Origin of the sequence: Micromonospora sediminicola, assembly GCF_900089585.1 — a bacterium.
GTDB lineage: Bacteria > Actinomycetota > Actinomycetes > Mycobacteriales > Micromonosporaceae > Micromonospora > Micromonospora sediminicola.
Window position 1 is genome coordinate 2073127 of the sequence record NZ_FLRH01000004.1, and the last position, 19557, is coordinate 2092683.

Consider the following 19557-nt stretch of genomic DNA (forward strand, 5'->3'; position numbering starts at 1 on the left):
GGCACCGGCTCGTGGAATCGAGGCCATGACCGATCCACCGCACGGCACCGGAACCCCGCCCACCCGGCGTCACGCCCGGGCAGCGCGGCCGGCCGACAGGGATGCCTGGCTGCGGGACCTGTCGCCGGCCACGCGCGCCTCCGTGGCGGTCGGCATCGTGGTCGTGGTGCTGGCCGGGGCGCTCACCTTCTTCGCCATGCCCCGCCGCCCCGACCTGCCCCCGCCGATCGGCGGCGAGGCGATCCTGGCGTCCCCGGAGCACCCCACGTCGGCGGCCGAGCTGCCGACCGACTCGTACTCGCCGGCGCCGGTGTCGCTCTCCACCCGCGCCGCGCTGCCGACCCGGCCGCCGGCACCACCCCGCCGCACCACCCCGACCGGCCGCCCGCCGACGCCGAGGCCGTCGGTCACCAGCGCCCGGCCGCCCGCGCCCCGGCCCGGTGAACTCACCCCGCTCCCGGCGTCCCGCGAGTCCACCCTCCGCTCCAGCGGCGGCGGGCCGGAGACCTTCGTCGACTTCGTCAACGCCCGGACGGCGCCCGTCGTCGTGTACTGGCTCGACTACGACGGCCAACGCCGCCGGTACGCGGTGCTCCAGGCGGGGCAGACCCACCGGCAGCAGACGTACGTGGGGCATCCGTGGGTGGTGACCGACGAGCGCGGGCGGGCCCTGGTCTGCTTCGAACCCGCGCGGGAGACGCTGCGCGCCGTGGTCCGCTGACGACCGGCCGGGTCATCCGGTCGCGCTCCACCACCGTTGCCACCTGGCGCGGCGGATCACCACGGGCCGCGGTGACCGAGGCCCAGGGCCAGGGCAGCCACCGAGACGGCGAGGAACACGGCCGGTCCGACGAGTTGGCGGGAGCCCACCCGCAGGTGGGCGACGAACGCGCCGACGAAGTAGAGCACCAGGCCGACGGCGGCGAGCGTGCCCAGCAGCGGCACGGCGAACCCGGCCAGCAACCCCGACGAACCCGCCGCGAGCAGCGTGCCCAGCACCGGCGCCCACGAGTGGGGCAGGCGCTTCATGTCCAACTGGGCCTTCGGGTACGGGTGACCGACCAGGTAGGTCACGGCCGCGGACCCGGTGAGGACGGCGGCGACGACGGTGACCGTGACGTACGCGGCGAACATGGGTGCCTCTCCCTGGTGTCGGCGGACCGTGCACCCACAGGTCGAGACAGCACGCCACGATGTGACAGACCCCGACCGGGATCACAGGGAACCACCACTGCGCGGCGTCGGAGGCCGGTCGTGGATCGTCGGTGACGTCTCACCTGACAGCCAGACCGGTGCGGCGGGTCGTACGGTCGCCTTCTGGCGGTACCGGCTCGACCTGGCGGCTACGTAGGCTCCATCGATGCCGGACATCTCGCCTCGACTACGACGCCGCATCGACAGCGACTTCCCCCGCCACGCCGACGTGGTCGTGGCCAGGCTGCACAGCCTCGATCGGCTGATCACCGATTCTCGTCAGGATCCAGAACGGATGTTCGCAGCGGTGGTGCGCCTCGCCCACGGCCGACTCGACAAACTCGATCATGCTTCACGTCTGGCCCGAGACGATTGGCGTGATCTCCTGGTCGGCGCCGACTTCGGTGACGAGGACTGGCCCGCCCGCCTCGCTACCTGGCTCAACGCTCCGGCGTCGACCGATGACAGCGGCCATCGCACCGCTCGCTCGTAAGTTCTGGGCGCTTCGTCCGGGGGGCAGCCGCACCCAGGTGCCGTTCCCTGAGCGGGTGACCAGTTCGTCCGCCACTCGGCGGCGCAACGCGCAGCCCGGAAAGGGACGACCCCCGTCGGGGGGAGACGGGGGTCGTCTGTGGTTCGGCTCCGGGGGGGTCGAGCCGAACCGACTCAGCGGTCACGGGGGGTGCAACCGCCGAGGGCCTGCGGCGACGGGACGTGAACTCCTGTCGTGAGGACAAGCATGCCGCAGCGGACCCTTATACGTCGAGTGGTGTTCACTCCACGCAAAGCTAATTCCCACCGCAACGGATGTGACCGCCGTCACTCCGCCGGGTGCACCTCGGTCTTCCTGACCCCGGGCGGGCGGCTCCACCGGGCCTGTCCGGCTAGACTTTCGCGCCGTGGGCCGCAGTGCCGCTTTCTTCGATCTCGACAAGACCGTCATCGCCAAGTCGAGCGCCCTGGCGTTCGGTCGGCCGTTCTACCGGGACGGGCTGATCACTCGGCGTGACGTGGTCAAGTCGGCGTACGCGCAGCTGATGTTCCGGCTGGGCGGCACCGACGAGCAGACCATGGCCCGGACCCGGGACTACCTGGCCACGCTCTGCAAGGGCTGGCCGGTGGAACAGGTCCGCCAGATCGTCGCGGAGACGCTGCACGAGCTGATCAACCCCTACGTGTACGCCGAGGCCGCCGCCCTGATCGAGGAGCACCAGGCGGCCGGGCGGGACGTGGTGCTGGTCTCCGCCTCGGGCGAGGAGATGGTCCGGCCGATCGGCGAGCTGCTCGGGATCACCGACGTGATCGCCACCCGGATGGCCGTGGTCGACGGCCGCTACAGCGGCGAGGTCGAGTTCTACGCGGCCGGGCCGAGCAAGGTCGAGGGCGTCAGCGAGCTGGCCCTGGAGCGTGACTACGACCTGAGCGACTCGTACGCGTACTCCGACTCGTACAGCGATCGGCCCTTGCTGGAGTGCGTGGGGCATCCGACGGTGGTCAACCCGGACCGGGCGCTGCGCAAGCTGGCGGTGGAGAACGCCTGGCCGGTGCTGGAGTTCCGGCACCCGATCCCGCTGGGGCGCCGGCTGCGCGAGCGGCCGGCGGTGCCGGTTGCGGCGGCGGCGCTCGGCGTGGGCGTCGGGGTGGCCATCGGCATCGCCTGGTACGGCCGGCACCGCCGCACCCGCGCCGCCGCGCCCACGGCCTGAGGGTCGCCGGGCCGGCGGTCAGGACGCGGCGAGGATCTCGTCGCCGATGAGCGTGATCTGGTCCGCCCCGACCTCCACCGCCGCCATGTAGTGGCGCAGCCAGGAGCGCAGGCCGTCGGGGGTGCCGGTGGCGAACGCGCCGGCCGCACCGACGTATTCCGGTTCCCGCTCGCGGTGCCCGACGTCCACCGCGACCAGCCCACGCGGGTCGAACCCGGTGGAGATCAGCACCAGCCGGGCGGCGGCCCGGGCCACCACGCCGGACGGGCCCGGGAACGGGCGCAGGTTGAGCAGCTCGCCGTGCACCACTGCGGCGAGCACCAGCGGCGGCACCTTCGTGCCCCCGGCCACCAGGCCGGAGAGGCCGTCGAGCCGGGCCGCCACCACGGGGTCGGCGACCGGGCGGCCCAGTTCCTCCTCGGTCAGCACGTCCCGGGCGGCGAGCACGTGCAGCCGGGCCAGCACCTGCCGGGGCGCCCTGGTCCAGAGGTCGCTCAGCCCGGGCAGCGCGCCGGCCACCCGCAGCGCGCCCTGGAGCACCGGGTCGGTGACCGTGCCGGCGCGTACCTCCTCGCGGTCGTGGTCGCGGCCCTCCAGCGCGGCGCTGGCCACTGCCGAACGGAGGCTGACCTCGGCGGCGACCTGCCCGCCCTGGCGGCGCAGCGCCCGGTGCCGGTGGGCCTGGTCGACCAGGTCGCGGGCCCGCTCGACGGCGGGCGCGACGTCGGCGAGGGCGAGCAGCGGGGCGAGCGGATCGGCGGTCACATCGTCACGCTAGCGACCGCCGGGCCCCTCGTACGCCCGGGGTGTTAAGAGGGGACCCTTCCTCTACCGGAAGCGTTAATAGGGGGCCCTTCCTTACACCTCAGCGCGGAGGGGGCGCCGCTGAGCGCGCGGAGCGGGGCGGGCGGTCGCGGCCCGGCGGGGCCGGGGCTAACCTTCCCCGGAGTAGGAGACGCAGGTCACGCGACGAAGGAGTCACCGCATGAGCGAGGCATTGGCCAACTTGCTGAACGAGACGCGCCAGTTCCCGCCACCGGCCGAGCTCGCCGCGAACGCCAACGTGACCGCGGAGGCGTACGACGAGGCGGCCGCCGACCGGCTCGCCTTCTGGGAGCGCCAGGCCGGCCGGCTGGCCTGGGCCCAGCCGTGGGAGCAGGTGCTCGACTGGTCGAACGCGCCCTTCGCGAAGTGGTTCACCGGTGGCCGGCTCAACGTGGCGTACAACTGCCTGGACCGGCACGTCGAGGCGGGTCTCGGCGACAAGGTGGCGATCCACTGGGAGGGTGAGCCGGGCGACACCCGTACCGTCACCTACGCCGACCTGCACAAGCTCACCTGTCAGGCGGCCAACGCGCTGACCGAGCTGGGCGTGACCGCCGGCGACCGGGTGGCGATCTACCTGCCGATGATCCCGGAGGCCGCGGTGGCGATGCTCGCCTGCGCCCGGATCGGCGCCACCCACAGCGTGGTGTTCGGCGGCTTCTCGGCCGACGCGTTGACCAACCGGATCCAGGACGCCAGCGCCAAGGTGGTGATCACCGCGGACGGCGGCTTCCGCCGGGGCAAGCCGTCGGCGCTCAAGCCGACGGTGGACGAGGCGGTGGCGAACTGCCCGTCGGTGGAGCACGTGCTGGTGGTCCGCCGCACCGGCGAGGAGGTCGCCTGGTCGGCGAAGGACCACTGGTGGCACGAGACGGTGGAGACGGCGTCGCCGGAGCACGAGGCGCAGGCGTTCGACGCCGAGCACCCGCTGTTCATCCTCTACACCAGCGGCACCACCGCCCGGCCGAAGGGCATCCTGCACACCACCGGCGGCTACCTGACCCAGGCGTCGTACACCACGCACGCGGTGTTTGACCTGAAGCCAGAGACGGACGTCTACTGGTGCACCGCCGACATCGGCTGGGTGACCGGGCACTCCTACATCGTGTACGGCCCGCTCTCCAACGGCGCCACCCAGGTCATGTACGAGGGCACGCCGGACACCCCGCACAAGGGCCGGTTCTGGGAGGTCGTCGACAAGTACAAGGTGACCATCCTGTACACCGCGCCGACGTTGATCCGCACCATGATGAAGTGGGGCGAGGACATCCCGGCCGGCTACGACCTGTCGTCGCTGCGTCTGCTCGGCAGCGTCGGTGAGCCGATCAACCCGGAGGCGTGGATCTGGTACCGGCAGCACGTCGGCCGGGGTGAGCTGCCGGTCGTGGACACCTGGTGGCAGACCGAGACCGGGGCCATCATGATCTCGCCGCTGCCCGGCGTGACCGAGGCGAAGCCCGGCTCGGCGATGAGTCCGCTGCCCGGCATCGTCGCCGACGTGGTCGACGACCAGGGCCAGTCGGTGCCCAACGGCGGTGGCGGCTACCTGGTGCTCAAGGAGCCGTGGCCGTCGATGCTGCGGACCATCTGGGGCGACGACAACCGGTTCCTGGAGACGTACTGGTCCCGGTTCGGCGCGGGCGCCAACACCGGCGACGAGTGGGTCTACTTCGCCGGTGACGGCGCGAAGAAGGACGACGACGGGCACATCTGGCTGCTCGGCCGGGTGGACGACGTGATGCTGGTGTCCGGCCACAACATCTCCACCACGGAGGTGGAGTCGGCCCTGGTGAGCCACCCGTCGGTGGCGGAGGCGGCGGTGGTCGGCGCGACCGACCCGACCACCGGGCAGGCGATCGTCGCGTTCGCCATTCCGCGCGGCAGCGCGGAGATCTCGGGTGACGCGGGCGAGCAGCTCATCGCCGAGCTGCGCAACCACGTGGCGAAGACGCTGGGTCCGATCGCCAAGCCGCGGCAGATCATGCTGGTGCCGGAGCTGCCGAAGACCCGCTCCGGGAAGATCATGCGCCGGTTGCTGCGGGACGTGGCGGAGAACCGGTCGCTCGGTGACGTGACCACGCTCCAGGACTCCTCGGTGATGGAGATGATCTCCTCGGGGATGGGTGGGGGCAAGTCCGACGAGGACTGATCGACGCGGAACACCAGGGGCGGGTCGCCACGGCGGCCCGCCCCTCGTCGTACCCGGGACCGGGTTGGTCGATCGGCGGAGGAGGCACTGACCTGAACGGGCAGAGGGCCTGTTCACCCCTGTCTATGCCGCGCTCGGTCGACTACGTTCAGCCGCACCGGCGCAATTCGACATCTGTCACTGAGACGGCCGGTCCCTCACCATTCCCTACGAACGGAGTGGCATGCTCCTCATTTCGCAGTCCAGGGCACGCAGACGCCTACTCGTCGCGCTGCCCGCCATCGCCCTCGCGGCCACGTCGCTGACCGTGACGGGCAGCGCGGCGGCCCAGCCGTCCCGGTCCGCCCCGGCCACCATCGGGGCGGACGAGTACTACATCAACTACGCCGAGCCCGAGGTGCAGCCGGACACCGGCGGCAAGGAGACCAAGGGTCGGGACGGGGTCTTCTCCTCCCCGGCCGACGAGGCCCGCGCCTACGACCGGAAGTACGCCGGCGGCAACCCGATGACCGCGCGGGAGCTGGCGAAGCTGGAGGCCAAGTCGATCCGGACCGGGCAGAGCCCGCGGAAGATCAAGCAGGCCAAGAGCACCCAGACCGCCAAGCTGCTGACGCTGCTGGTCGAGTTCAACGACAAGGCCAACGACGACTTCACCGACGTGATGGTCCCGAAGACGGTCTTCGAGGACCGCACCTGCGTGCCCGGCACGGTGCAGAACGGGCCGCGGCACAACACCATCCCGAACCCGGCCACCCTGCCGCACAAGGACAACAACTCGATGTGGGTGCCGGACTTCTCGCCGGCCCACTACGACAAGATGCTCTACACCAAGAAGGGCATCACCGAGCGGGTCCGCAAGGACCTCAAGGGGCCGGACGGCAAGCCGGGCATCAGCCTCGCCGGGCGGACCATGCACAACATGTACCTGGAGATGTCCAAGGGCGCGTACACCGTGGACGGGCAGGCCAGCCCGTGGATCACGGTGCCGCACTCGGAGGGCTGGTACGCGGCCTCGCGCTGCTTCCAGGACGAGAACGGCAACTGGGTCGCCGGGCGTGAGCAGTCGATGAACGGCCACCCGGACAACCCGCAGGGCGCCGGCCGCCTCGCCACCGACGCGATCGACGCGCTGGCCGCCGCCGACCCGAACTTCCCGTGGGCCGACTACGACATCGAGGACCAGAGCGACCGCGACGGCGACGGCAACTACCACGAGCCGGACGGCGTGATCGACCACCTGGTGCTGGTGCACGCCAACCAGGGCAAGTCCCGGGGTGGCGGCGACGTCGGCATCTACTCGGTGTGGGCGCACTCCTCCACCGTGGCCGGTGGCTACACCATCCCCGGCACGAACCTGAAGGTGTCGAACTACATCGTGCAGCCGGAGGACGCCGGCGTCGGCGTCTTCGCCCACGAGTTCGGGCACGACCTCGGCCTGCCGGACCTCTACGACACCTCGGGCAACGCCGACTCGGACGTCGACTTCTGGGACCTGATGGCGTCCGGCTCGCACTCCGGCGAGATCTTCCAGGCGCTCCCCACCCACATGGGTCTCTGGGACAAGTGGGTGCTCGGCTGGGCCGAGCCGAAGACGTTCGGGCCGGGCGACCGGGCCAAGCTGGTCAAGCTCGGGCAGACCTCGCGTACGCCGGTCGGCACCGAGGACGGCATCAAGATCGACCTGCCGGACAAGGTGATCACGCTGGCCGAGCCGCACAGCGGCGGGAACATGTGGTACTCCGGCGCCGACCAGAACTGGGCGGACGTCAAGCTGAGCCGGACGGTGACCGTCCCGAACGCCGCCGACGCGAAGTTCTGGATGTGGAACAACTACGTCATCGAGGAGGACTGGGACTACGGCTTCGTCGAGGTCTCGACCGACGGCGGCGCCACCTGGACCGAACGCAAGGTGTACGACGCCTCCGGCGCGCTGGTCACCACCGACGACGGCTACGCCGACCCGAACGGGCGGATGGTCGACTTCGGCAACAAGAAGTACGGCCTGACCGGCGCCACCGACGGCTGGCGGCACGACTACGTCGACCTGTCGTCGTACGCCGGGCAGACCGTGCAGGTGCGCCTGCGGTACGCGACCGACGAGGCGTTCGTGGAGCGCGGCTGGTTCGCCGACGACTTCTCGGTGACCGGCGGCGGCGCCACCACCTGGAGCGACGACGTCGAGGGCGGCACCGCCGGCTGGACCCAGACCGGTGGCACCTTCACCGACACCAGCGGCGCGGGTTGGCACGTCGACTCGGGCACCCAGGTCAAGTCGCACTACTACCTGGCCGAGTGGCGCAACTTCGACGGCTTCGACAAGGGCCTGAAGTACGCCTACGACACCGTCTACTCGCACGAGGCGTGGAAGGTCGACCGGATCGCCTACAACGCCCCGGGCATGCTGGTCTGGTACCGGGACACCCAGCTCGGCGACGTCAACCACGTCACCGGGCAGATGACCGCGCTGCCCAGCTACGGCGCCAAGGGCGGGCTGCTGATCGTCGACTCGCACAACGACCCGCTGCGCCGCAAGTGGACCGCGGCCGAGAAGGACCCGTCGGTGCTGGACAACCTGCCCAGCCGTCCGCAGTCGTCCAACGCGGCCTTCTCGCTCCAGCCGACGTACCCGTTCAAGGAGTGCCTGGAGGCGGCGGACGAGCCGTACAGCGCGTACTGCACGAAGTTCCCGGCGCAGTCCCCGGTGCGGGCCTTCACCGACGCCAAGGGCTGGTACCCGGGCATCGAGATCCGGGACGGCTCGCCGTACGCCCGGGACAACGACGCCTCGGTGGTCGTCCCGTCGCGGGGCAACCAGCAGTACACGACCCGGGTGGTGAACCCGGACGGCTCCCCGGCGACCGACTGGTACGGCGAGGAGCTGGGTGGCGGCGCGATCGTGCTCGGCACCGGCAACCCGCGTGACGCGGGTGTCGCGTACGGCACCTCGATCGTGCTCGTGCGGGCCGCCAAGGACAACGCGTACGCCACCGTGATGGTGGTCCCGCCGAAGGGCTGAATCGGAGACGCCAAACCGGAACCGGAATGACCGAAAAATGAGCTGAACGGGCCGGACGACCGAAGGGCCGGGAGCGGAAGCGCTCCCGGCCCTTCTGTATCCATCGATGTCGTTGCCTTCGACTCGGCGGACATCGGCGCTGGTCAGCGCGTCGGCAACAGATCGACGTGTGACGGGCAACGGCGTCACCAACAAAAAGTTGCTACAAATCGACGCACACATCTTCCCACCAGTCCCAGCAGTGTCTATGTTCACCGTGGGTCCCACTTGTGGGACGTTCCGCCGGCCCGTACCCCCAGTTGGGCCGGTTCCCTCACACCGGAGGTACCACGTGCGCAAAGTCGCAGTGGGTCTGCTCGGGCTTTCGCTGACCGCGACGGGGCTGATGGCGGGCACGTCCGCCAGCGCCGCGCCGACGCCGAAGCTCCCGGCCGCCGCCCCGTCGGTGGCCGAGCCTGCGCAGGCTGAGCACGACCTGCCCAACCCGCTCGAAGAGAAGCGGCGCGCGCTGCGCCAGGAGGGCCTGAGCGAGGTCCTTTCCGGCAGGGCGAAGGCCCAGAAGATCAACGGCAGCACGGTCGTCAAGGTCGGCGAGCAGGCTGCCGAGGGTGCCGCGGCGGGCAGGTCCGCCAAGAGCACCAAGGCCGGCAAGGGTCCCGTGAAGGACCAGTACGTCGAGCTCTCCCGCAAGCAGACTGACAAGATCTTCGTCATCCTTGCGGAGTTCGGCGACGAGCGGCACCCGAACTACCCGGACCAGGACACCGACCCGGACACCCCGGGCCCGTCCCGGTTCGACGGTCCGCGCGTCAACGAGATCCCCCAGCCCAACCGGGCGGTGGACAACTCCACGGTCTGGCAGCCGGACTTCAGCGCCGATCACTACCGGCAGCTGTACTTCGGCACCAAGCCGGGTGACGAGTCGCTGAAGCAGTACTACGAGGCCCAGTCGTCGGGTCGGTACAGCGTCGACGGCGAGGTCACCAACTGGGTGAAGGTGAAGTACAACGAGGCTCGCTACGGCCGTTCCGACGGCTACCCGTGCGCCTCGAACGTCTGCACCAACACCTGGGCCCTGGTCCGCGACGCCGCCAACCAGTGGGTCGAGGACCAGAAGGCGCAGGGTCGCTCCGACGAGGAGATCGCGGCCGACGTCAAGTCGATGGACCAGTGGGACCGTTACGACTACGACGCCGACGGCAACTTCAACGAGTCGGACGGCTACATCGACCACTTCCAGATCGTCCACGCCGGCGGCGACCAGGCCGACGGTGACCCCTACCAGGGTGAGGACGCCATCTGGAGCCACCGGTGGTACGCGTTCGCCAGCGACCAGGGCAGCACCGGCCCGGAGAACTTCCCGGCCGGCGGCACCCAGATCGGCAACACCGGCGTCTGGATCGGTGACTACACGATCCAGCCGGAGAACGGTGGACGCAGCGTCTTCTACCACGAGTACGGCCACGACCTCGGTCTGCCGGACGACTACAACGTGGGCACCAGCGCCGACAACAACAACGAGCACTGGACCCTGATGGCCCAGAGCCGGCTCGGCGCGAAGAACGACGGTGGCATCGGCGAGCGCGGTGGCGACCTGGGCGCCTGGAACAAGCTCCAGCTCGGCTGGCTCGACTACGAGACGGTCGTCGCCGGTCAGAAGCGGACCCTGAACCTGGGGCCGCAGGAGTACAACTCGGCCAAGGCGCAGGCCGCCGTGGTCGTGCTTCCGCAGCGCGAGTACACCTTCGACAACGGCAAGCCGTTCGAGGGCACCAAGCAGTTCTTCTCGGGCAACGCGGACGACCTGAACACCACGATGACGCGCACCCTCGACCTCACCGGGAAGAGCAGTGCCGCGCTGTCGATGAAGGGTCGCTACAGCATCGAAGAGGACTACGACTACCTCTTCTTCGAGGCGTCCACCGACGGTGGCCAGACCTGGGCCACGCTCCCCGGTACGGCCAACGGCAACGCGCTCAAGGAGATCTCGCCCGGGCGCTTCGCCCTGGACGGCTCCAGTGACAACCAGTGGGTCGACATCAACATCCCGATGGACGCGGTCGCCGGCAAGGTCGTGCAGTTCCGGCTCCGCTACCAGACGGACGGCGGTGTCTCCGAGGGCGGCTTCTTCGGTGACGCGATCACCGTGACCGCCGACGGGCAGACGCTGCTCAGCGACGGCGCCGAGGCGGGTGCGGGCGACTGGGCCCTCGCCGGCTGGAGCATCGTCGAGGAGAGCTACACCCGCATGTTCGACAACTACTACATCGCCGGCAACCGGTCGTACGTCTCGTACGACAAGTACCTGAAGACCGGCCCGTACTACTTCGGCTACGCGAACACCCGCCCGGACTACGTGGACCACTACGCGTACCAGGAGGGTCTGCTGATCTCGTACTGGAACCTGCGTTGGGCGGACAACAACACCGCTCCGGCGTCGGCGACCAACCCGGGTGGTCACCCCGGTGAGGGTCGGAACCTGTACATCGACTCGCGTCCGCGGCCGCTCTACAACCTGACCGGGCAGCCCTGGCGGGCCCGCGTCCAGGTCTACGACGCGCCGTTCAGCCTGAAGAAGGCCGACTCGTTCACCCTGCACATCAACAGCCAGCCGCAGTACATCCGCGGTCAGGCCGCTGCTCCGGTGTTCGACGACAGCAAGCAGTACTGGTTCCCGGAGCTGCCGAACCACGGCGTCAAGGTCCCGAACAACGGGGTCAAGATCCGCGTGGTGGAGCAGAACGGCACCTCGATGAAGATCCGCATCTCCTGATCAACGGATCGACGCACCACAGCGATGCCCGGGCGGTTGACCGCCCGGGCATCGCCCTTTCCGGCGGGGAACCGGCCGACCCCCGCCCGCGTCCCATCCGGGTGACACCTCGCACCGCCCTACCGGCCGCCCTCGCGGTGGCACTGCTCGCCACCGCCGGCTGCGCCGGGAACGGAGGATCCGTGCCCGACGAGACCCGGCCGTCCAGCCCGACCGCGCCGCCCACCTCTGCCGCACCGGCCGCGCCGACCACCCCGGCGGCGGACGCGCCGGCCGCCAGCGGCGCCCCCGCCGACCGTCCCACCCCGCTCTCCGCCACCGAACTGCCGACTCTGCGGCGCCCCGCCGGGCCACCGAAGAAGCCCACCGACAACCGCCCCACCGGCGTCGTCGCCGGGTGGATCACGCGCGGCGGGTCCGGCCCGTGCTACGGCCTGGTCGACGAGAACGGACGGGAGTACGCCGTGCACGGCCCGGAGGCCGGTGAGCTGCGCGAGGGCGACTTCGTCACGCTGCGACTCACCTCGCGGGACCGGTCGGTCGACTGCGGTCCCGGCGTACCGATGCGGGTCGTCGGCCCGTAGCCCCTCACCCCGGGTGCGGGCACGATCACCGAAAGCACACCCGGCAGGTGCGGGCAAGGGCGGAACGGCCCATTGACCCGGCCGGCACAGGAAACCATGCTCGTGGATGTCTGGTTCGGGGGCCAGGCACGCCGCCGTCTCACGAGGACGTCGGCCACCGGCCCCCGTCATCCACGGGGGGTGGCGGCCATGTCCACGGAAGTGTTGTCCGACGACACCGAGAACCCATCGGGCGACCGTGGTCGCGACGCCGCGGCGGCCCGGAACGTGCCACTCCTGAACGAGCTGCGCCAGGCCATCGCCGCCAGTCAGCACGATCTGGACCGGGCCCAACGCCAGCTCACCGAGGCCGGTGCCGAGCTGGCCCGGTGGACCGACCGCGCGTCCCGGGAGGCGGGCACCACGCTCCTGGTCGACGGCGTGCCGGACGCCGGGGAGTTCCGCCGGCTCTCCGCGCGGCTGTGCGCCCGGGACACGGAGGGCTGCCGCCTCCTGCACGGGGACCCGGCCGATCGGGAACCGCACGCGCACCCCCTCCCGAGCCCCGGCGACGCCGGCCATCGCAGCGTGGTCGGCCAGGCCCGGCTGGAGGATCCCACCTACCGACAGGCGGTCGAGGAAGCGGTACGGTCGGCGCACCGGGTCCGGGTGCTGCCCCGCCTCGGCACCACCATGCAGCTCGCCGACGGGGTCGCGTTGTTCTCCCTCCAGCAGCCCGCCGGGCCGGCGGGACTGCTGATGCGCCACCCGGAGCTGGTCGCGCTGGGAACCCAGCTCTTCGAGGCGGCCTGGGCGGACGCCCTCCCACTGGGGGCGCGCCGCTCGACCGGCGCCGACCGCCCGTCGGAGGTTCAGCTCCAGATCCTGCGGTTGGCGGCGGTCGGGGCGAAGGACGACACGATCGCCCGCAGCCTCGGACGCAGCACCCGGTGGGTCCGGCGCCACTTCGAGCTGCTGGAGGAACAGCTCGGGGCCACCAACCGGATGACCCTCGGCATCGCCGCCGTCCGCCGCGGCTGGATCTGATCTTGCAGCTTGCGGACGCGGGCAACTCTGCCCTGCCGCCGCGCCACCAGCACCCTGCATGATCGATAGACATCGATGGAAGTTCCATCGGTCATCGGGGAAGGATCACCTTGCGAAGGACGTCTCTGCGGCGGCTCGCCGCGCTCGCGCTCAGCGCCGTCACCCTGGTCGGAGGGCTGGTGGCCGTCCAGGCCCCGGCCGCCGCCGTACCGGCCGGATTCGACCACACGATCTACTGGAACAACGTCCTGCTCAAGACCTACCGGGCCGTGGGCGGCCCGCCCACCGTCCTGTCCCGGGCCGGCGCCATGATGCACCTCGCCATGTACGACGCCTCGGCCTCGCTGTCCAGCGGACCGACCTACCTGGCCCGGGTCGCCCCGGTCCCCAACTTCAGCTACGACGTGGACATGAACGTCGACATGGCGGCGTTCAAGGTGCTGCAGTCGGTCTTCCCCAGCCGAGACTTCACCGCCGACTACCAGGGCTCGCGGGTCTACCCCCCGGTCGGTTCCCCGGGACCCGAGGGCTGGAGCACCAGCGTCGGTGAGGGCGCGGCACAGAACATGATCAACGCCAGGGCGAACGACCGCTCGACGGTCAACACCGGCTACACCCCTGGCACCACCGCCGGGCAGTGGCGTCCCACCGAGCCGAACACCGTCGCGGCCAGCCCGAACTGGGGCCGGGTCACGCCGTTCGCACTGACCTCCGGCTCGCAGTTCCGGCCCTCGCTGCCCGGCGGCTTCACCGACATCACCAGGATGCTGACCAGCAGCGAGTACGCGGCACAGGTCAGGGACGTCCGCGAACTGGGCGCGGCCACCGGGTCGACCCGCACCACGGACCAGACCCAGGCGGCCTTCTTCTGGGCCAACGACCTGGACGGCACCTACAAGCCCCCGGGCCAGCTCTTCGCCCACACCCAGATCATCGCCAAGGCGAAGGGCACCCCGACGATCAAGCTCTTCGCGCTGGTCGCCATGGCCATGGCCGACGCGGCCATCGCCGCCTGGGACGCCAAGTACGAGACCACCATCGACCTGTGGCGCCCGGACACCGCGATCGAGGAGCCGCAGAGCGACGGCAACGCCGCGACCACGCCGAACGCCGCCTGGCAGCCGCTCTCCACGGCGGCTGACGGCTCGCACTTCTCGCCGAACTTCCCGGCGTACATCTCCGGCCACGCCACCTTCGCCGGGGCCTGGGCGGGCATCATGAAGCGGTTCTACGGCACCGACGCGGTGACCTTCACCGCGACCACCGAGGACCCCAAGGCGGTCGGGGTGCAGCGCACCTTCACCTCCTTCTCCGCCGCCGCCAACGAGAACGCCCTGAGCCGGCTCTGGCTGGGCGTGCACTACCGCTGGGACGCCGACGCCGGCCTGGCCACCGGCGACGCGGTGGCGAACCGGGTGTTCGGCACCTACCTCCGTTGACCGTCGCGGGCCGGCGACGACCGTCGCCGGCCCGCCCTCCGGCGGGTTCTCCCGGAGAATCCCCTGATCCTGGGCACCTGCGGGGCCGGCGGGCGACTGCCGGCCCTAGGCTGTGCCCCATGACCGACCAGCGCGGCGGGTTCGCCGACGAGTCCTGCGTCCTGCCCGAGGGGCCGTGGACGCACCGGTTCGTCGGCGCCAACGGCAGCCGGTTCCACGTCGTCGAGGCCGGCACCGGCCCGATGGTGCTCTTCCTGCACGGCTTCCCGGAATACTGGTACGCCTGGCGCGAGATGCTCCCGGCGGTCGCCGACGCCGGCTTCCGCGCGGTCGCCGTCGACCTGCGCGGCTACGGCGCGAGCGACAAGCCACCCCGGGGGTACGACGGCTACACGCTGGCCGCCGACGTCGCCGGCCTGATCCGCGCACTCGGCGAACGGTCGGCCACCGTGGTCGGCACCGGCGCGGGCGGGCTCATCGGCTGGACCGCCGCCTCGTTCCACCCCACCCTGGTCCGGCGGCTCGTGGTGCTCGGCGCACCGCACCCGCTCCGGCTGCGGGCCGCCATCTTCGCCGACCCGCGCGGCCAGTTCACCTCGGCCACCGCCACGCTGAAGTTCCAGCTCCCCCGCTACGAGCACGTGCTGACCCGGGACGGCGCCGCCGAGGTGGAGGACATGCTGCGCCGGTGGGGCGGGCCGCGCTGGGTCGACGGACCCGACTTCGCCGACTACGCCCGCTGCTGCCGGGTGGCCATGCAGATCCCGCAGGCCGCGTTCTGCGCCATGGAGGGCTACCGCTGGGCGTTCCGCTCGGTGCTGCGGCTGCACGGCTACCGGTTCGTGAAGCTGATGCAGAAGCCACTGGTCACACCGACCCTGCAACTGCACGGCGCGTTGGACCGGGCCTCGCTGCCCCGCACCGCGCAGGGCTCGGGCCGCTACGTCACCGCCCCGTACGAGTGGCGGCTGCTCGACGACGTGGGCCACTTCCCGCACGTGGAGGCCCGCGACGTGGTGCTCGGCGAGATCCTGCGCTGGGCGAAGTCCTGACTCAGACCCGCTGCTCGCCCAGGTCGGCCACCTCGGTCGCGGGCGCCCACCCCTGGTAGACGCCGAAGTCGAACGCCTCCAACCCCATCGCCTCGGCCACCGGCCAGCGTCCACCGGTGTACTCCACACGCAGCCAGCCCTCGTGCTCGGCCAGCACGATGAACGGCTGCCCCTGCCAGGTGCAGGTGGTCCGGACGTACGCCAGGTCCTCCACCTCGGCGGCCGGCACCACCCGGACGTACCGGCCGGGGCGTACCTCGGCGAAGCCGTCCTCCGGTTCGGGCTGGTAGAGGCGGACGTCGGTCCCGTCCGGGCTGGCCTGGTACTCCCGGCCCCGCCAGCGGGCCACATACCCGTCGCGGGTCACGCCTCGTCCGCCTTCCGCCACACCAGCGCGTCCGTGTCGAGGACCGCGACCAGCCGGGCGGCGGCGTCGGCGCCGATGCGCCACAGCTCGGCCCCGTGCGGCAGCCGGGCACTGTCCACCTTGAACTCCGCCACCACGTCGGTGCTCTCCCCCGGCGCGAAGCCGTTGCCGCGGAACGGGGGCCGTTCGATCACCCAGCCCTCCATCGCCCGCATGGCGGCCTCGTTCTGCCCGCCGTACGGGATCCGGTAGAGGCTGGGCCGGTGGGCCGGCCAGCGCAGCAGGTAGACCTCCTCGTCGTCCCGGGAGAACGGCGAGCCGGGATGGCCGAGGCCGAGCGCGTCGTACAGCTCCGCCGGGGTCCGCAGGTGGGCCAGTTCACCGGCCCGGTGCACGAACCCGGACACCCGGTCGAAGCCCCGCTCCAGGTAGTAGGCGAGCTGGCTCGCCGCGATCGCCTTCTGCATGGTCACCGGCAAACTCGGGTCCGTCGGCGGCGCCGCCGGTCGGGGCTCGGCCGCCGGGGCCGGCGCGGCGGCGGAGGGCTCCGGTTCGTCGCCGAGGCCCACCTCGGCGGCCCAGTTGGCGAGCGCGAGAACCTGCTCCCCCGGGTACGCCGCACCGACCGGACTGCCCGGGTTGACCAGGAACGACCAGGCGGCGTCCGGCCACCGGCGGATGAGCTGGACGAACTTGACCCGTACGGTGTCGACCGGCCCGTCGGCGTGCTCGGCGAGCCGCTCCGGCGAGGTGTAGGCCACGACGTACGCGCCACCGTCGATCGACCGGGTGTGCCAGACGAAGCCGGGGTCGCCCGGCCGACTGCCGGGGACCGAGTCGGGCGCGACCGGCAGCAGCACCCGGGCCAGCAGCAGGGTGGTGAGGAAGCCGTCCGTGTTTCCGCTGCCGGCGGCGGAGAGCAGTTCCTCCTCCACCTCGTTCGCCGGCACGAACTCCGGCCGCCCGGCGGAGGGCGTCGTCGCACCGGCCGACGTCGGCTCGTCGACCGGCCGCTCGGAGGCGGTGGAGCGCGGCGAGCCGTCCTCCACATCGGAGCGGGCGGACCACGACACCGGAGACTCGGCCGGCACCGACGTCGACCCGGGTGTCGGCGTCCCGAGCAGCGGTGTGGTGTCCGGTTCGGCGGGGGACGGGTCGGGTGGGAACAGCGGCTCGGTCGGCGGCTCGAACAGCGAGGCCGGGGCGCCGTTCGACGACTCGGAGAGCGGTGCCGTGGACTCGAACAACGACACCGTCGGCTCGGCCGACGATGACGGCGGCTCGAACAGCGACACCGTCGGTTCACCCGATCCCGGCGACTCGAACGCCGTCGTCGACTCCGGCCCGAACGCCGACGCGGCCCCGTACGGCGTCGTCGGCTCGAACGCCGACGCGGGCTCGAACGCCGACGCGGGCTCGAACGCCGACGCGGGCTCGAACGCCGACGCGGGCTCGAACGCCGACGCGGGCTGCGCCGACGCAGTCTCGAAGGACGTCGTGGGCTGCGCCGACGCAGTCTCGAAGGACGTCGTGGGCTGCGCCGACGCAGTCTCGAAGGACGTCGTGGGCTGCGCCGACGCAGTCTCGAAGGACGTCGTGGGCTGCGCCGACGCAGTCTCGAAGGACGTCGTGGGCTGCGCCGTCGTGGGCTCGAAGGCCGACGCGGTCTCGAACGCCGTCGTCGGCTCGGAAGCGGTGGACCCGAACGGGGCCGTCGACGCGAACGACGGTGAGGCTCCCGACGACGGCTCGAAGAGCGACACCGGAGGCGCGGCCGCCGGCGAGAGCGGCGTCGTCGGCTCGTCCCCGACGCCGGACCGGTCGAACGGCGACCTGCCGTCGACCGGCTCGCCCGTGCCGGTGGCGCCGAGGTGGGCGGCGAGATCGGCGGTGTCGTCGACCACCGGGTCGACGGGGAGCGGCACGGTCGGGTCCGTGGCGCCCGCCCAGGCCGCCGCCGCGTCGCCGCCCGGAACCGGGACCACGGGATCGGCGCGCGGTGGGGACCAGGCCGGCGTGGGCTCAGTCAGGTCGCGGGCCTCGATGACGGTGCCCTCGATGACGATCGGTGTGAAGTCACGCCGTGGCGTCGGCGGCGCGGACACCGGCTCGGCGACCGACGGCGGCAACTCCTCCGCCTCCGCGAGGTCGGCGACCGGGTTCTCCCCGGCCCACTGGTCCGGCGCGGGCGTGGCGGGGCCGGCATGCCGCCGGGGCAGCGTGCCGGTGGCGTCCTCGGCCGGGCGGGCCGGCCGGAACGGCCGGGTCGGGTCGTCCGGACGCGATGCCGGGGGTGGCTGGTCCGCCCCGATCGGGAAGGCGCGGGTCGGATCCTCCCGCACCGGCTCGTTCAGCGGGCGGCGGCGGGGAAACGGCTGGCCACCGGCGAACCGGGAGGGCGGCGTCGCCCGTTCGGCGGACCGGCGGGGCGCGTCCAACGGCGAGGGCCGCCGGCTGGAGCGCCCGGAGGAGGGTTCGAAGAAGGAGCGGGCCGGGGGCGGCGCGGGAGCCGGGGGCGGATCGTCCACCGACGCGTCCCGTCCGGCGGCGAAGGGGTCCGGCTCGTCCGGCCGTCGACGCAGGTCCGTGAGCCAACCGTCGAGGGCGTCGGAGCCGGGCTCGTCGCCCGAGGCGGGCCGGCCCGCCTCGGGCGCCTCCGGCGTTCTCCGGCGGGGCGGCACGGTGGGTACGCGCCGACCGAGGACCGGCACGGTCCGCATCGGCACGGTGGAGGGCTCCTCGGCCTCCGCCACCCGGCCAGCGCGGGTCGGCGGAACCGGGGGCGGCGGCGCGGGAGCGGCCGGCACCCGGGGGAGCGGCGCCTCCCGTGCGGTCTCCGGAACCCCGTTGCGGGCGGCCCGGGCCGCGCTCTCCACCCGGTCCAGGCGGGCTCGGGCGCCCATGGTCCGCCCGGGCAGCCGGACGTCTCCCCGGGCGAGCTGCGCGACATACCAGGCGGGCAGGTAGCCCTCGATCGGCAGCCCCGGATCGACCGCCAACCACCACTCCTGATTGGGCCAGCCGGCGGCCAGGTCGGGGTATGCCACGACGCGCGTCGCCCCGGCGTTCTCACCCAGACTGGCCCGTAGCGCGGCGACGGAGGTGAAGGCCAACACGTGGGTGCGGCCCCCGGAGGTCCAGGTGCCCCACCCGGCGGTCGAGCCGCCGGCGACCGGCAGCACCAGATCGACGCGGGTCAGTACGCGGAAGTACTGCTGCTGGTCCTGCGCGCGCAGCGCGTCCCGCATCGCCACCTCGGCCTCGGTGGCCGGCTCCCATCCGGTCACGGCCACCTCTCCTTCCGCGAACAGGCCACAGGCATCGCCTACAACCTACAAGGTGGTAACAAGATCACAATGCCTGGCCATCGACGCTCGGCCGTGACCTCGGCGAGGCGCTAACATCCCGTTCCGGAGTCGACACGTT

Annotated in this window: 14 protein-coding genes; 10 read left to right on the top strand and 4 right to left on the bottom strand. The window is 71.9% G+C overall.

What is annotated here, in order from left to right:
• Positions 1-25 precede the first annotated feature (25 nt).
• Positions 26-721, top strand: coding sequence for a VHL beta domain-containing protein (locus tag GA0070622_RS31420; protein WP_091583588.1), 696 nt, complete (start codon positions 26-28; stop codon positions 719-721).
• A 56-nt stretch (positions 722-777) separates the two neighbouring features.
• Here GA0070622_RS31420 and GA0070622_RS31425 read toward each other — a convergent pair whose 3' ends face one another.
• Positions 778-1134, bottom strand: coding sequence for a DoxX family protein (locus tag GA0070622_RS31425; RefSeq protein WP_091583591.1), 357 nt, complete (start codon positions 1132-1134; stop codon positions 778-780).
• A 226-nt stretch (positions 1135-1360) separates the two neighbouring features.
• Between GA0070622_RS31425 and GA0070622_RS32265 the strand changes: the two genes are divergently transcribed.
• Positions 1361-1687, top strand: a complete 327-nt coding sequence (locus tag GA0070622_RS32265; protein ID WP_141561857.1) for a hypothetical protein — start codon at positions 1361-1363, stop codon at positions 1685-1687.
• 406 nt (positions 1688-2093) lie between these two features.
• On the top strand, positions 2094-2900 hold the full coding sequence (locus GA0070622_RS31430; protein ID WP_091583594.1) for an HAD family hydrolase: 807 nt from the start codon (positions 2094-2096) through the stop codon (positions 2898-2900).
• A gap of 18 nt (positions 2901-2918) precedes the next feature.
• On the opposite strand, the gene GA0070622_RS31435 is transcribed toward GA0070622_RS31430, so the two are convergent.
• A complete protein-coding gene (locus GA0070622_RS31435) occupies positions 2919-3665 on the bottom strand; it encodes a Fic family protein (protein WP_091583597.1) in 747 nt (248 codons plus the stop codon).
• 220 nt (positions 3666-3885) lie between these two features.
• On the opposite strand from GA0070622_RS31435, the gene acs reads away from it, so the two are divergent.
• The 7 genes from acs to GA0070622_RS31470 all read left to right on the top strand — a co-directional run bounded on the left by acs (position 3886) and on the right by GA0070622_RS31470 (position 15764).
• Positions 3886-5874 carry an acetate--CoA ligase gene (gene acs / locus GA0070622_RS31440; protein ID WP_091583601.1) on the top strand — a complete coding sequence of 663 codons (1989 nt, stop codon included), beginning with the start codon at positions 3886-3888 and terminating at the stop codon, positions 5872-5874.
• A 223-nt stretch (positions 5875-6097) separates the two neighbouring features.
• A complete protein-coding gene (locus GA0070622_RS31445) occupies positions 6098-8890 on the top strand; it encodes an immune inhibitor A domain-containing protein (protein ID WP_091583605.1) in 2793 nt (930 codons plus the stop codon).
• A gap of 346 nt (positions 8891-9236) precedes the next feature.
• A complete protein-coding gene (locus GA0070622_RS31450; RefSeq protein WP_091583607.1) occupies positions 9237-11663 on the top strand; it encodes an immune inhibitor A domain-containing protein in 2427 nt (808 codons plus the stop codon).
• A gap of 101 nt (positions 11664-11764) precedes the next feature.
• Positions 11765-12247 (top strand): hypothetical protein, encoded by a 483-nt coding sequence (locus GA0070622_RS31455; protein ID WP_245666937.1) that lies wholly within the window; start codon positions 11765-11767, stop codon positions 12245-12247.
• Positions 12248-12436: 189 nt separating this feature from the next.
• Positions 12437-13273 carry a helix-turn-helix transcriptional regulator gene (locus GA0070622_RS31460; protein WP_141684653.1) on the top strand — a complete coding sequence of 279 codons (837 nt, stop codon included), beginning with the start codon at positions 12437-12439 and terminating at the stop codon, positions 13271-13273.
• A gap of 110 nt (positions 13274-13383) precedes the next feature.
• On the top strand, positions 13384-14712 hold the full coding sequence (locus tag GA0070622_RS31465; protein ID WP_091583613.1) for a vanadium-dependent haloperoxidase: 1329 nt from the start codon (positions 13384-13386) through the stop codon (positions 14710-14712).
• A gap of 119 nt (positions 14713-14831) precedes the next feature.
• Positions 14832-15764: an alpha/beta fold hydrolase gene (locus tag GA0070622_RS31470; protein ID WP_091583618.1), complete on the top strand. Its 933-nt coding sequence runs from the start codon at positions 14832-14834 to the stop codon at positions 15762-15764.
• A gap of 1 nt (position 15765) precedes the next feature.
• Here the strand turns inward: GA0070622_RS31470 and GA0070622_RS31475 are convergent, their stop codons facing one another.
• Together GA0070622_RS31475 and GA0070622_RS31480 are read right to left on the bottom strand one after the other, a co-directional pair.
• Positions 15766-16131 carry a hypothetical protein gene (locus GA0070622_RS31475; protein WP_091583621.1) on the bottom strand — a complete coding sequence of 122 codons (366 nt, stop codon included), beginning with the start codon at positions 16129-16131 and terminating at the stop codon, positions 15766-15768.
• Positions 16128-19418: an SseB family protein gene (locus GA0070622_RS31480; RefSeq protein WP_425412788.1), complete on the bottom strand. Its 3291-nt coding sequence runs from the start codon at positions 19416-19418 to the stop codon at positions 16128-16130. Before GA0070622_RS31480 ends, GA0070622_RS31475 begins: the two co-directional genes overlap by 4 nt.
• Positions 19419-19557: the final 139 nt, after the last annotated feature.